General features: G+C 47.1%; 12 protein-coding genes. 6 read left to right on the forward strand and 6 right to left on the reverse strand.

Going from position 1 to position 14,727, the window contains the following annotated elements:
* Nucleotides 1–28 precede the first annotated feature (28 nt).
* From dgcJ to yeaG, 4 genes are all read right to left on the reverse strand, one after another.
* On the reverse strand, nt 29–1,519 hold the full coding sequence (gene dgcJ, locus AABJ99_RS10850) for a diguanylate cyclase DgcJ (RefSeq protein WP_000766137.1): 1,491 nt from the start codon (nt 1,517–1,519) through the stop codon (nt 29–31).
* A 180-nt stretch (nt 1,520–1,699) separates the two neighbouring features.
* Complete coding sequence (gene cdgI / locus AABJ99_RS10855) at nt 1,700–3,175, reverse strand: sensor domain-containing diguanylate cyclase (RefSeq protein ID WP_077782383.1); 1,476 nt, start codon at nt 3,173–3,175, stop codon at nt 1,700–1,702.
* Between the two features lie 146 nt (nt 3,176–3,321).
* Nucleotides 3,322–4,605, reverse strand: coding sequence for a YeaH/YhbH family protein (gene yeaH / locus AABJ99_RS10860; RefSeq protein WP_000219686.1), 1,284 nt, complete (start codon nt 4,603–4,605; stop codon nt 3,322–3,324).
* A 112-nt stretch (nt 4,606–4,717) separates the two neighbouring features.
* Entirely contained in the window at nt 4,718–6,652 is a 1,935-nt protein-coding gene (gene yeaG, locus AABJ99_RS10865) for a protein kinase YeaG (protein ID WP_001019882.1), read from the reverse strand.
* 435 nt (nt 6,653–7,087) lie between these two features.
* On the opposite strand from yeaG, the gene mipA reads away from it, so the two are divergent.
* Nucleotides 7,088–7,834 carry a scaffolding protein MipA gene (mipA, locus tag AABJ99_RS10870; RefSeq protein WP_022645785.1) on the forward strand — a complete coding sequence of 249 codons (747 nt, stop codon included), beginning with the start codon at nt 7,088–7,090 and terminating at the stop codon, nt 7,832–7,834.
* A gap of 89 nt (nt 7,835–7,923) precedes the next feature.
* Nucleotides 7,924–8,778 (forward strand): methylglyoxal reductase YeaE, encoded by an 855-nt coding sequence (gene yeaE, locus AABJ99_RS10875; RefSeq protein WP_039020738.1) that lies wholly within the window; start codon nt 7,924–7,926, stop codon nt 8,776–8,778.
* 50 nt (nt 8,779–8,828) lie between these two features.
* Here yeaE and yeaD read toward each other — a convergent pair whose 3' ends face one another.
* Nucleotides 8,829–9,713, reverse strand: a complete 885-nt coding sequence (yeaD, locus tag AABJ99_RS10880) for a D-hexose-6-phosphate mutarotase (RefSeq protein ID WP_039020739.1) — start codon at nt 9,711–9,713, stop codon at nt 8,829–8,831.
* 83 nt (nt 9,714–9,796) lie between these two features.
* The gene (gene gapA / locus AABJ99_RS10885) at nt 9,797–10,792 is read right to left on the reverse strand and encodes a glyceraldehyde-3-phosphate dehydrogenase (RefSeq protein WP_000153502.1); all 996 of its coding nucleotides are present in this window, start codon (nt 10,790–10,792) and stop codon (nt 9,797–9,799) included.
* A 341-nt stretch (nt 10,793–11,133) separates the two neighbouring features.
* Here gapA and msrB point away from each other — a divergent pair, with 341 nt between their 5' ends.
* The 4 genes from msrB to ydjK all read left to right on the forward strand — a co-directional run bounded on the left by msrB (nt 11,134) and on the right by ydjK (nt 14,713).
* A complete protein-coding gene (gene msrB, locus AABJ99_RS10890; RefSeq protein WP_001284618.1) occupies nt 11,134–11,547 on the forward strand; it encodes a peptide-methionine (R)-S-oxide reductase MsrB in 414 nt (137 codons plus the stop codon).
* A gap of 41 nt (nt 11,548–11,588) precedes the next feature.
* Nucleotides 11,589–11,861, forward strand: a complete 273-nt coding sequence (gene yeaC / locus AABJ99_RS10895; protein ID WP_001046790.1) for a YeaC family protein — start codon at nt 11,589–11,591, stop codon at nt 11,859–11,861.
* A gap of 369 nt (nt 11,862–12,230) precedes the next feature.
* A complete protein-coding gene (gene ydjL / locus AABJ99_RS10900) occupies nt 12,231–13,307 on the forward strand; it encodes a zinc-binding dehydrogenase (protein ID WP_000645203.1) in 1,077 nt (358 codons plus the stop codon).
* A gap of 26 nt (nt 13,308–13,333) precedes the next feature.
* Nucleotides 13,334–14,713, forward strand: coding sequence for an MFS transporter (gene ydjK / locus AABJ99_RS10905; RefSeq protein WP_000435312.1), 1,380 nt, complete (start codon nt 13,334–13,336; stop codon nt 14,711–14,713).
* Nucleotides 14,714–14,727 lie beyond the last annotated feature (14 nt).

Below are 14,727 nucleotides of genomic sequence, written 5' to 3' on the forward strand. Positions count from 1 at the left end.
ATTACAAGCAAACAACCACAGAAGATTATCATGAACGGCTGTTTTTGTTCTGCTTATTGACATATAAACGCTCATCGGAAGCTTTATACGCATCATGTAACGTATCGTTTTCTTTCATCGCGTAAATACCGGAAGAGAAGCCGATCTCTTTCTGCGGCGCGATATGTTGCAGACGTTTTTCGATACGTTCAGGCAGTTGTGCTGCAATTTGCGGCGTCGAATCGACAAGAATGATGCAGAATTCATCGCCACCGAGTCGGATGGCATAATCACTTTTACGAATCGACTGTTTAATCGCCTGAGCTAATAACGTAATCGCTAAATCCCCCTCCTGATGACCGAGGGTGTCATTTATTTGCTTTAACTTGTCCATGTCAATTGCAATAAACATCACCGAAGAACCGGATTGCACCAGCTTCTGCAACCGCTGCTCCAGTTCAGGGGTTAAAATTTTGCGATTATACAGTCCAGTCATCGCATCACTAATATTTTCTCGCGACACGTTTTGGTATAAACGGAAGTGCATCCGCACCATATTCAGCAAAATTAACGCCGTCAAAATCCAGAACAGAACGCTTTTCCACGAAGATGTGATAAAGTAAAGAATATCAATGGATAACGATACACGAATGCCGCCCGGTAAGTCATGGACGTAACTGACATACTGGAACAGATTATCTTCGCTCTGGTTGATGATAATGTCGCGCCCAGAATCTGTATCGGTTAGCGTGACATTGAGAAAACGCCAGAGGAGAGGGCGGTCATGCGTGTAAAAGATATTCCGCAGATTGTTTTTGTTAATATCCAGCAGCACAATTCCTTTTAGCTGCCCTGCAACATATACCGGCGTCAGCAAACTCATCACGTTCTGTTTAGTACGCTGATCCTGGTAAATGCTCGATAATACGGTACGCCCGGTAAATACCTTTTCAATATCTTTGCGATCGATGCCAATACTTCCTGACTGCAGGAAAGACCAGTTATTCATCGCAAAGTACTCAACATTAACCGGCTCATAAAAATAGACATAGCGGTCATTGAGATCGAGATAATAGTGAAATTTCTCTTCGGCCATCCCAAGACCTGAACCGTAATCATCCTGGTGGCGGTTGCCTTCCACTGCCTGATCAAAAGCGGGTAATAGTGCTGCAGCTTCCACAATTGTGTCGCAGTCAGTGGATGCGGTTTGTAGTGTGCCGCGTAAGCCCGGGTATTTATGGGCAGTCAGGTTTAAGCCATGGGTATTATTGGCAGACTCAAAAGCCTCGCAGATGGCGCGCCGCTGTTCTGGCGACACTTCCGACTGCTCAGCAGCGAGAGCGCGCATCACATGCGCGGCAATACTCTGATTCTGATACTTATCATAAAGAAAGGAGGAATCTGCTCTCTGCACGATATAGCGCAGATAGGCACTCATTGCTCTGTCGCTGGCGACAAGTTCAAAAATAAGGAAGGAAGATGTCAGCACAATGACACTTGCGGCGATAAAATGCCGGAGCATTCTATGGTGCAATTTCATGATAAATGGCACTCCTTCGGTTAGTGAAACGAGAAAACCAGATAAAGTTCGATTGCGGCCTGGCACAGGGGCGCTAATTATACTCATCTCTGCGCCGCTGGGGAGGGGAAATTTAGGGGTAATAGTAATAAATTGTATGCAAAAGCCACGCAAAAAGCATGGCTCTGAATATTTTTGCACTTAAATATGATGAATAATCACTTTGTTGCCCCCCTCGCTTTTCGCTTCGCGTAAGGCTTTATCTGCTTCCGTCATGACAAGCGAGATATTACGCGTGTCACCCGTTGAAAAAACCGTGCCAATACTGATGGTCATTTGTTCAGGAACATCATATCTGTTACTAAAACCGGTCAGGAGTTCGACATTTTTACGCATACGTTCCGCAATGATTTTTGCCTGGGCACTATTGAGTTCGGTAAATAGCAAGCCAAACACCTCACCCTCCAGTCGCGCTAAAATATCATCGGAGCGGATGCTTTGCTGGATAATATCGACAATTGAAACCAGCACTTTATCACCCACACGATGTCCCCATTGGGCATTGATGCGCTTGAACTGATTAATATCAACCAGCATGACACAAAAGTCCTTAACAACAGGTCGCGACAATAATGACTCTACGCTGTTGAAAAAGTAGCGCCGATTATAAATATTGGTCAGTACATCATGAACTGCCAGTTTGCTGGAGAGTTGCAGTTCCTGAAAAATGTTATAAATCAGAAAAGACACAACAAACAGTTTACTGGAAACTTCAATCCCGCGACTGATATACCAGATGGTGTAATTATACTCATCCAGAGTCAGTAGAAGTAAGTTGCAGCATAGCGATGCCAGACATAATAATGCTATTAACGGCCATAGTTCGCTGGCTAATCGTGTACGCATGATAATAAAGAACAGTAAAAATGCCCACAAACAAACCAATATTTTTGTATAGTTGATTCCCCAGGTCGCAGTATGGTTGTCCGGACAGTAATCGACGACATACAAAGAATAGTCAGCGTTATAACTGCTCAGATTGTGTGCCAGAAGGGGAAAAACTAAAAAAGGAATCAGCGCCAGCAACAGAATGCCAGTTTTTTTCTTATTGTTGTCAAGGATGTTGTCTTTCCCATAACAAAAGAGCGCCAGCGAGGTTAAACAAATGAAACTGAGTTGGCGGAAAATATAGAAAATAGAAACATCATTCGACTTTGTCTGGATCAGTGTACTGCCGTTGATTGGTTTATGGATAATTACAATGGTTTCAACTAAATAGATAAGGCCACTTAAAAATGCAAGGCTTAAAATGAGTGTTGGTAAAATTTGTTTGTTAGTGAAATACTTCATTAACATGAAAAGAAAAATGACGGCGTTAAGGAAAAACAAAGCCACAACAACCATCAGGTAATTCATCTGTGGGATGAGTTTTACATTCGTGTTTTCGTTATATAAGGTAGTAATGCAAAATAAAATTAACGTCAGCAATAAGCTGAAAATAAAAAAGCCTTGAGCTTTTAATTTTTGTGTACCCATAGAAGCCATAAAAAGGAGAGCAATGTGAGTGCTGGATTTTATTGATGACAGAGATATATGGTTTTGACCAGGATCAATTTTCGTTGACGATAAAAAATAATTAAAGAATAACCCCAGGGAAATACGTGTTGACCGAATCATTTTTCCGAATGATTGTTTTCTGAAACTAAATTGTGTAAAGGTTATGCTGTCATATTTAAAGCGATTGTAAGCTAATGTATGTAATAAATGAGATAATTTACAGTGAGCTAAAAATCAGCCAGGCGATAATGACCCGGCTGACAGTTTTAGTCTTTAGCTGTTGCATTTTGTTTATGAAACAGTTCACGGAACACCGGATAAATATCATCCTGGTCGCGGATATGCTGCATCGCAAAATTGTCGAAAGTAGATTGCAGATGTTCATATTCTCGCCACAGTGTCTGATGAGCGCGACGGGTAATTTCGATATAGCTGTAATAACGAACAACGGGCAATAATTTTTTCGCCAGGATTTCATGGCAAAGTGGAGAGTCATCGGCCCAGTTATCGCCGTCCGATGCTTGTGCCGCGTAAATATTCCATTGCGCCGGGTTATAACGCTCTTTCACCACCTCATCCATCAGTTTCAGGGCGCTGGAAACAATGGTACCGCCAGTTTCCTGTGAGTAGAAAAACTCATGTTCATCGACTTCTTTCGCCTGGGTATGGTGCCGGATGTAAACGACTTCCACGTTCTTATACGTTCTGCTAAGGAACAGATACAGCAGAATATAAAAACGCTTAGCCATATCTTTAGTGGACTGATCCATTGAACCCGAAACGTCCATCAGGCAAAACATCACTGCCTGGCTGGAGGGATCGGGTCGTTTTTCGTAGTTCTTGTAACGTAAATCGAAGGTGTCAATAAAAGGGACGCGTTCAATTTTGGCACGTAATTCTGCAATTTCTTTGCGCAGACGTTCCTCTTCCAGCAGTTGCGCAGGCTCACTGTTGCTGATGATGGCCAAATTCTCTTCCAGCGCATGAAGTTCCCGCCGCTTGCCCGCCGTCATGGCTGTGCGTCGCGCCAGTGAGTTCTGCAATGAACGCACAACGCTGATATTGGCAGGAACGCCGTTAGCGGTATAACCCGCCCGATGCGTTTTATATTCGGTCAGCTGGCGTTGTTGGTTTTGTTTCAGATTCGGTAAGGCCAAATCTTCAAAGAGCAGATCAAGATACTCATCTTTCGAAATCTGAAAGACAAATTCATCCTGACCTTCACCATCCTGGCTGGCCTGGCCCTGACCACTGCCGGAACCACCGCCGCCGCCCTGGGGGCGTTCAATGCGGTCGTTCTGGACGAAATGGTCATTGCCCGGATGAACGCGGTGGCGCAGGCCGCCACGTCCCTGATGAAACATCGGTTCGCTAATATCTTCCGTTGGAATGGATACGGACTCGCCGCTGTCGACGTCAGTCACCGAACGCTTATTAATGGCCTCGGAGATCGACTGTTTAATTTGCGCTTTATAACGGCGTAAAAAACGCTGGCGATTCACCATGCTTTTGTTTTTGCCGTTCAGACGCCGGTCAATAAACCAGGTCATATGCCCCCCGTACTACATTTGCCAACTGTTTGCTACGCCTGTGTTGCCGCTTCTCTGGCCCACGGTTCGCTGTCGTTGTAGGCCCGGTAGCATGCGTACCGGGCCATGGTTGTTAAGACGATTTACGTACGCGCAAATACCATTCGCACAGTAAACGCACCTGTTTACGGGTGTAGCCTTTTTCCATCATACGGTCGACAAAATCGTCGTGTTTCTTCTGCTCGTCGGTTGACGTTTTGGCGTTAAACGAAATAACTGGCAACAGCTCCTCGGTATTAGAGAACATTTTCTTCTCAATAACCGTGCGCAGTTTTTCATAGCTGGTCCAGTTCGGATTGCGTCCGCTGTTATTCGCTCTGGCGCGCAGTACGAAGTTGACAATCTCGTTGCGGAAATCTTTTGGATTACTGATCCCCGCCGGTTTCTCAATTTTCTCCAGCTCAGCGTTGAGAGATTCGCGGTCAAATAGCTGCCCGGTATCCGGGTCGCGATACTCCTGATCCTGAATCCAGAAATCTGCATACGTGACATAACGGTCAAAAATGTTTTGTCCATATTCAGAATAGGATTCAAGATACGCAGTCTGAATCTCTTTACCGATAAACTCGGCATATTTCGGAATCAAGTAACCTTTCAGGAACTCGAGATAACGCTCAGCCTGCTCCTGAGGGAACTGCTCGCGCTCGATCTGCTGTTCCAGGACGTAGAACAGATGAACAGGGTTTGCTGCCACTTCCACGTGGTCGAAGTTGAACACGCGAGAGAGGATCTTAAACGCAAAACGCGTGGACAGACCGTTCATCCCTTCATCAACGCCTGCGTAGTCACGATATTCCTGATACGACTTGGCTTTCGGATCGGTGTCTTTCAGACTTTCGCCATCATAAACCCGCATCTTCGAATAAATGCTGGAGTTTTCCGGCTCTTTCAGACGCGAAAGAATGGAAAAACGAGACAGCGTTTCCAGCGTGCCAGGTGCGCATGGGGCGTGAGTCAGTTCACTGTGATTAAGCAATTTCTCGTAGATTTTGATCTCTTCGGAAATACGCAAGCAATATGGCACCTTCACGATATAAACACGATCGAGGAAGGCTTCGTTGTTCTTGTTATTACGGAAAGTGACCCATTCGGATTCGTTCGAATGGGCGAGAATAATCCCGTTAAACGGCAGGGCGGAGATACCTTCCGTCCCGTTGTAGTTACCTTCCTGAGTGGCGGTTAACAGGGGATGCAGCACTTTAATCGGTGCTTTAAACATCTCGACAAACTCCATGATCCCCTGGTTGGCGCGGCATAGTGCACCAGAATATCCGTAGGCGTCCGGATCGTTCTGCGCGTAGTGTTCGAGTTTACGGATATCGACTTTCCCTACCAGCGCTGAGATGTCCTGGTTGTTCTCATCGCCAGGTTCCGTTTTGGCGATAGCAATTTGTTGCAGAATTGACGGCCAGACCTTTACCACCCGGAACTTAGTAATATCGCCACCAAATTCATGCAGGCGTTTTGCTGCCCACGGCGACATGATGGTGCCAAGATAGCGTCGAGGAATGCCATACTCTTTTTCCAGAATCTGCGCATCTTCTTGCGGATTGAAAAGACAGAACGGATGATCGTTGACCGGGCTCCGCTCACCGTTAGCGCTTAATACATAGATCGGCACGAGCTGCATTAATGATTTCAGTCGCTCAGCAAGCGATGATTTACCCCCACCCACAGGCCCCAGCAGATACAGGATTTGTTTCTTCTCCTCCAGCCCCTGAGCCGCGTGTTTCAGATAAGAGACAATCTGTTCAATCGCGTCTTCCATGCCGTAAAACTCTTCAAAGGCCGGGTAACGTGCAATGACCCGGTTAGAAAAGAGTCGAGAAAGTCTGGGTTCCTGGGCTGTATCGACCATGACAGGCTCACCGATAGCCATCAATAGCCGCTCAGCCGCGTTGGCATAAGCACTGCGATCTTGCCGACAAGTGGTAAGAAACTCCTGCAGTGTGAACTCTTCGTCCTTGGCAGCTTCATATCGCTGGCGATAGTGATCGAATATATTCATGGTATGCCGTCCTTTCGTTTTTTAGCACAGGTTAAGAGCCGTTCATATGAATAGTAGAGGCTCCCGGAAGAGGTAAACTGAACGACGTCTCTTGCTAAAACACAGCAACTCTCATGCCATTTTATCGACGATGAGAACAACGTGCCCGGTGATACACCTTCAAAATTAAGCGTAGATGGCAAATGGAAAACTTGCCTGCACGGCTTTCTTAATTTCAATGGCATATCAACAACTCATCCATAAAATTTGCATAATTAATGTAAAGACCAGGGTCGCCAGTAACGCATAATTCATTTGGCTGTAAGCGTGGTGTCATCTGCGTCAGGAAAATTAAACAGTTACTTTAAAAAATGAAAACGTAAAAAGGTTGGGTTTCGATGTATTGACGGGTAAACTTTGTCGCCCGCTAAACATTTGTTTAAGGAATGATTAATTGTGACCAAACTCAAACTTCTGGCACTTGGAGTGCTTATCGCAACGTCTGCAGGCGTAGCGCACGCTGAAGGTAAATTTTCCCTGGGCGCAGGCGTAGGTGTCGTTGAACACCCATATAAAGATTACGATACCGATGTTTACCCAGTACCGGTAATCAACTATGAAGGCGATAACTTCTGGTTCCGTGGCTTAGGTGGTGGTTACTACCTGTGGAATGACGCAACGGATAAACTTTCAATTACCGCTTACTGGTCGCCGCTTTACTTCAAAGCTAAAGACAGTGGCGATCACCAAATGCGTCACCTGGATGACCGTAAGAGCACCATGATGGCTGGTCTGTCTTATGCTCACTTTACCCAGTACGGTTACCTGCGTACCACCCTGGCTGGCGATACCCTGGATAACAGCAACGGCATCATCTGGGATATGGCCTGGTTGTATCGTTACACCAACGGCGGCCTGACCGTAACCCCGGGTATCGGTGTGCAGTGGAACAGCGAAAACCAGAACGAATACTATTATGGCGTATCGCGTAAAGAGTCTGCGCGCAGCGGTCTGCGCGGCTATAACCCGAATGACAGCTGGAGCCCTTACCTGGAGCTGAGTGCCAGCTACAACTTCCTCGGTGACTGGAGTGTTTACGGTACCGCGCGCTACACCCGTCTGTCTGATGAAGTTACTGACAGCCCAATGGTGGATAAATCCTGGACTGGCCTGATTTCTACCGGGATCACCTACAAATTCTGATAATGCATCTTTCCAGGGCATTTTGTGCATAAAAACAGGGCGTAACGCCCTGTTTTGCATTACGGTGGTGCAATACCTGGGAGGAAACAATGCAACAAAAAATGATTCAATTTAGTGGCGATGTCTCACTGCCAGCCATAGGGCAGGGAACATGGTATATGGGCGAAGATGCCAGTCAGCGTAAAACAGAAGTTGCTGCACTACGCGCGGGCATTGAACTCGGTTTAACCCTCATTGATACCGCCGAAATGTATGCCGATGGCGGTGCCGAAAAAGTGGTTGGGGAAGCATTAATCGGTCTGCGTGAGAACGTCTTTCTCGTCTCTAAAGTCTATCCGTGGAATGCTGGCGGGCAAAAAGCGGTAAATGCATGCGAAGCCAGTTTACGCCGTCTCAATACTGATTATCTCGATCTCTACTTATTACACTGGTCTGGCAGTTTCGCTCTCGAAGAGACTGTCGCAGCGATGGAAAAATTGATCGCCCAGGGAAAAGTCCGCCGCTGGGGCGTTTCTAACCTTGATTATGCCGATATGCAGGAACTCTGGCAGCTGCCGGGGGGAAATCAGTGTGCCACTAATCAGGTGCTTTACCATCTCGGTTCACGAGGGATTGAGTACGATCTACTTCCCTGGTGCCAGAAACAGCAGATGCCGGTGATGGCTTACAGTCCATTAGCCCAGGCCGGGCGGTTGCGCAATGGACTGTTAAAAAATGCGGTAGTCAACGAAATTGCACATGCTCACAATATCAGTGCGGCACAAGTATTGTTGGCGTGGGTAATCAGCCATCAGGGTGTGATGGCGATTCCAAAAGCGGCAACTGTCGCACATGTCCAACAAAATGCGGCTGTGCTTGAGGTTGAACTTTCGTCAGCGGAATTAGTTATGCTGGATAAAGCGTATCCGGCACCAAAAGGAAAAACTGCGCTGGATATGGTGTGATGTTAATACGTGCCGGATGCATCGCACCCGGCACACAATATTAACGCAAATTAACGTTTCGCAACGCGAATGGATTGCGCCAGATGTGCAGGTTTCTCTTTGGTGACTTTTTGCGTTTCTGAAGCGTATGCCGTTTCTACACAAACAAAGGTCTTGTAGCCATCATCCGGCATATCGCCCATGCTAACTGAAAGCGCCGGTCCTGGGTTCCAGCCTACAACGTTCAGATGATGCTGGTGGCCTACGGCGATAATACGATTCAGCGCTTCGTCATTAATTACGCTGCAATCTTGCGGATTCAGATACACGCGATCGGTACGGTCAGGGAAGGTCTGAATACCGTCGGTCAGTACATCTTCTTTCGCGTCATTTACTTTATCAATGAAGCGATCGCCTAGTCCACTGACGCTTACCTTAGCGATATCACCCACGTTAAAGTAGGTATGCAGAGCAGAGGTAGTTTCAAATTCGCCGTGTGCTTCAAGATCGATTTCACAGGCTTTACCTACGCGGAAATGCGCTAACAGCGTAAAGTCGTGCGGCCAGAATTTTTTCGTCTCTTCGCTTTGTGTCAATTCAAAAGTCAGCGCTACACCATCAGCATCTTCACGATGTGATTTCAGCGTCCACGGCAGGTTGCGGGCAAAACCGTGCGCAGGCAGACCTTGTTGTACAGCCGGACCAAACCACGGCCAGCAAACCGGTATGCCACCGCGAATGGCGACGCCATTTTTGAACGGTGTGTTGTTACTCAACCACAGAACTTCTTCTTCACCCGCAGGTTTCCACGAGAGAAGGTGTGCGCCCTGTAATGCAAAAGAGGCTTTTACCTGGGGATGATCGACCACAATGAGGTCCAGTTCATCCAGTTTACGACGGGAGAGGACAGGGGAGATTTGTTCGATGACCGGAAGGGCAAAAATTTTCTTAATCATGACGCAGTCCTTTAACTTCATTTTATCAGGTAAAAAAAAGAGCGACCGAAGTCGCTCTTTTTAGATCACAGAGTCATCTCAACTTATTTGGAGATGTGAGCGATCAGGTCCAGAACTTTGTTGGAGTAACCGGTTTCGTTGTCGTACCAGGATACCAGTTTCACGAAGTTGTCGTTCAGAGCGATACCCGCTTTAGCATCGAACACGGAAGTGCAAACTTCGCCGTTGAAATCGGTAGATACTACGTCATCTTCGGTGTAGCCCAGAACGCCTTTCATTTCGCCTTCAGCAGCAGCTTTAACGGCAGCTTTGATCTGCTCGTAAGTTGCAGCTTTTTCCAGACGAACGGTCAGGTCAACTACGGATACGTTCGGGGTCGGAACGCGGAACGCCATACCAGTCAGTTTGCCATTCAGTTCTGGCAGTACTTTACCTACAGCTTTAGCAGCACCGGTAGAGGACGGGATGATGTTCTGGGAAGCACCACGGCCGCCGCGCCAGTCTTTGTGAGACGGGCCGTCAACGGTTTTCTGAGTAGCGGTAGTAGCGTGAACGGTGGTCATCAGACCTTCGATGATGCCGAAGTTATCGTTGATAACTTTAGCCAGCGGAGCCAGGCAGTTGGTGGTGCAGGAAGCGTTAGAAACGATGTCCTGACCAGCATATTTGTCGAAGTTAGCGCCTTTAACGAACATCGGAGTGTTGTCTTTAGACGGACCAGTCATAACCACTTTTTTCGCACCAGCGGTGATGTGTTTACGAGCAGTTTCGTCAGTCAGGAACAGACCAGTTGCTTCAGCGACAACGTCAACACCAACTTCGTCCCATTTCAGGTTAGCCGGATCACGTTCAGCGGTAACACGGATTTTTTTACCGTTAACGATCAGATGACCGTCTTTCACTTCAACGGTACCGTCGAAACGGCCGTGAGTGGAGTCATATTTCAGCATGTATGCCATGTAATCAGCGTCTAACAGGTCGTTGATTGCAACGATCTCGATGTCAGAACGTTTCTGAGCAGCACGGAAAACAATGCGACCGATACGGCCAAAACCGTTGATACCTACTTTGATAGTCATATATTCCACCAGCTATTTGTTAGTGAATAAAAGGTTGCCTGTAAAATTACAAAAACCTTACGCAGCGTCAAGCGGAATCGTGTCAATCATTGCGACAAATCAATCCTGTGCCTAAGCATTATGCGACTGACTCGCCTCACTCTTCCTTTGGGCTTGAGACCACATGGGGTCGGCGCCCCGAATTTTAAAGGGCAATTACGATAAAAATGTGATTTTCATCACGATTTAGGTGCAGCCATTTCGTCGAGATCAAGTTTAGGACAAAATTTTGCCAGTTGGTGTTAATGTTTTGTTAGAATCAGTCACGTAATGTGAGCACGATTAAAGTGAGATGTGAGCAAATGGCTAATAAACCTTCGGCAGAAGAACTGAAAAAAAATTTGTCCGAGATGCAGTTCTACGTGACGCAGAATCATGGGACAGAGCCGCCATTTACGGGTCGTTTACTGCATAACAAGCGTGACGGCGTATATCACTGTTTGATCTGCGATGCCCCGCTGTTTCATTCCCAAACCAAGTATGATTCCGGCTGTGGCTGGCCCAGTTTCTACGAACCGGTGAGTGAAGAATCCATTCGTTATATCAAAGACTTGTCACATGGAATGCAGCGCATAGAAATTCGTTGCGGTAACTGTGATGCCCATCTGGGGCATGTCTTCCCCGACGGGCCACAGCCAACGGGTGAACGTTATTGTGTTAACTCAGCCTCTTTACGCTTTACCGATGGCGAAAACGGCGAAGAAATCAACGGTTGAAAAAACGATTCAGCAACTTATTCCACAGGAGCGGAAAAATTATGAATCTTGATGACATTATCAACAGCATGACGCCTGAGGTATACCAGCGTTTGTCGACTGCTGTTGAACTGGGAAAATGGCCCGATGGTGTTGCGCTGACCGAGGAACAAAAAGAGAACTGCCTGCAATTGGTGATGCTTTGGCAAGCCCGCCATAATACCGAAGCTCAGCATATGACAATTGACACAAATGGTCAGATGGTTATGAAGAGCAAACAACAGTTAAAAGAAGATTTTGGTATCTCAGCAAAGCCTATTGCCATGTTTAAGTAAGTGGTTTGTCCCCTTTTTGCCGCGGTTATAAAGGGGATAGCCAACAATAACCCCACGACTCATCTCAATTATCTCGCCCCGACCTGGCTAAGTCCCAGCCCGGTCTCTTGCAGTCGCGTTCACGCCTGAATGACTTCTCCTGAACTTAAGTCTCAGACCTATTTGGCCGGTAATCCCTCTCAAATTTGCTCATTTTGCGTTCCACCTTCCATCACCCTGTAACAGACCCAGCCATTTTCTGCGTAATTGTGATCTGACTTGTAAAACGCAGATTATTATCTGTGTTTTAAAGATTTAATGTTGACCTCAAAAATCATGTGGGTAAGTATGATGGCCATCTAAGCAAAACAAAACACAGAGGATGACGCAATGAAAGCACTGGCTCGGTTTGGCAAAGCCTTTGGCGGCTACAAGATGATCGATGTCCCACAACCCATTTGTGGCCCGGAAGATGTGGTGATTGAAATTAAAGCTGCGGCAATCTGCGGCGCAGACATGAAGCACTACAATGTCGATAGCGGTTCTGATGAGTTTAACTCTATCCGCGGCCATGAGTTCGCAGGTTGTATTGCGCAGGTTGGTGAAAAAGTCAAAGACTGGAAAGTGGGGCAACGCGTCGTGTCGGATAACAGCGGTCACGTTTGCGGCGTTTGTCCGGCCTGTGAACAAGGTGATTTTCTGTGTTGTACAGAAAAAGTAAACCTTGGTCTGGATAACAATACGTGGGGCGGTGGTTTTTCCAAATATTGTCTGGTTCCTGGTGAAATTCTCAAAATTCATCGTCATGCGTTGTGGGAAATCCCTGATGGTGTTGATTATGAGGACGCAGCCGTACTTGACCCTATCTGCAATGCCTACAAATCCATCGCGCAGCAATCGAAATTCCTCCCTGGTCAGGATGTAGTCGTCATCGGCACTGGCCCACTCGGGCTGTTCTCCGTACAAATGGCGCGGATTATGGGGGCGGTAAATATCGTCGTCGTTGGTCTACAAGAAGATGTGGCGGTCCGCTTCCCGGTTGCAAAAGAACTGGGTGCGACGGCTGTAGTAAATGGTTCTACCGAAGATGTGGTGGCGCGCTGCCAGCAAATTTGTGGCAAAGACAATCTGGGACTGGTGATTGAATGCTCCGGTGCCAATATCGCATTGAAACAAGCCATCGAAATGCTCCGCCCGAATGGGGAAGTGGTACGCGTTGGCATGGGCTTCAAACCTCTTGATTTCTCGATTAATGACATTACCGCCTGGAACAAAAGCATCATTGGGCATATGGCCTATGACTCCACCTCATGGCGTAACGCTATCAGGCTATTAGCCAGCGGCGCTATCAAAGTCAAACCGATGATCACGCATCGTATCGGCCTGTCGCAATGGCGCGAAGGGTTTGATGCGATGGTCGATAAAACTGCAATCAAAGTGATCATGACTTACGACTTTGATGAATAACTACTCTCCTGAAGGAACGTTATCGCATGGAACAGATAACAAAACCGCATTGTGGTGCACGCCTGGATCGCTTACCGGATTGCCGCTGGCATTCGTCAATGTTTGCCATCGTCGCGTTTGGCTTGCTTGTCTGCTGGAGTAATGCCGTTGGTGGCTTGATCCTCGCGCAGCTGAAAGAGTTGGGCTGGACAGATAATTCCACCACTGCCACATTCTCAGCAATCACGACCGCCGGAATGTTTCTCGGTGCGCTGGTTGGCGGCATCATCGGTGACAAAACCGGTCGCAGAAATGCGTTCATCCTCTATGAGGCCATTCATATTGCCTCGATGGTTGTCGGTGCTTTTTCACCGAATATGGATTTCCTTATTGCCTGCCGTTTTGTGATGGGCGTTGGGCTGGGAGCTTTACTGGTGACGCTGTTTGCTGGTTTCACCGAATATATGCCCGGTAGAAATCGCGGAACATGGTCCAGTCGGGTTTCCTTTATTGGCAACTGGTCATATCCGCTCTGTTCATTGATTGCGATGGGACTCACGCCGCTGATTAGTGCAGAGTGGAACTGGCGAGTACAACTGCTTATCCCTGCAATATTGTCGCTTATCGCTACGGCGCTGGCCTGGCGCTACTTTCCTGAATCCCCGCGCTGGCTGGAATCGCGCGGACGGTATCAGGAAGCCGAGAAAGTCATGCGGAGTATAGAAGAAGGCGTCATACGCCAGACGGGTAAACCTTTGCCGCCCGTGGTTATTGCTGATGACGGTAAAGCGCCACAAGCGGTGCCGTATTCAGCCTTACTGACAGGAGTATTACTGAAACGCGTGATATTAGGTTCTTGTGTGCTGATTGCCATGAACGTTGTGCAGTACACACTAATAAACTGGTTGCCAACGATATTCATGACCCAGGGGATTAATTTAAAAGACTCGATTGTTTTAAATACCATGAGTATGTTTGGCGCGCCATTTGGTATTTTTATTGCCATGCTGGTGATGGATAAAATTCCGCGTAAAACAATGGGTGTGGGGCTATTAATCCTGATTGCGGTGCTCGGATATATCTATTCACTGCAAACCAGTATGTTGCTCATAACGCTGATTGGTTTCTTCCTGATTACTTTCGTCTATATGTACGTTTGCTATGCCTCGGCAGTGTATGTCCCTGAGATCTGGCCGACAGAGGCCAAATTACGTGGCTCCGGTCTGGCGAATGCAGTAGGGCGAATCAGTGGTATTGCCGCACCTTATGCCGTTGCAGTGCTGCTCAGTAGTTATGGCGTAACGGGAGTCTTTATTCTTCTGGGGGCGGTTTCAATTATTGTCGCAATTGCTATCGCCACCATTGGAATAGAAACCAAAGGTGTCTCCGTTGAAAGTTTAAGTATTGATGCAGTAGTCAATAAATAATACTGGTGGATTCA

Source organism: Escherichia coli (assembly GCF_036503815.1).
GTDB classification, from domain to species: domain Bacteria; phylum Pseudomonadota; class Gammaproteobacteria; order Enterobacterales; family Enterobacteriaceae; genus Escherichia; species Escherichia coli_F.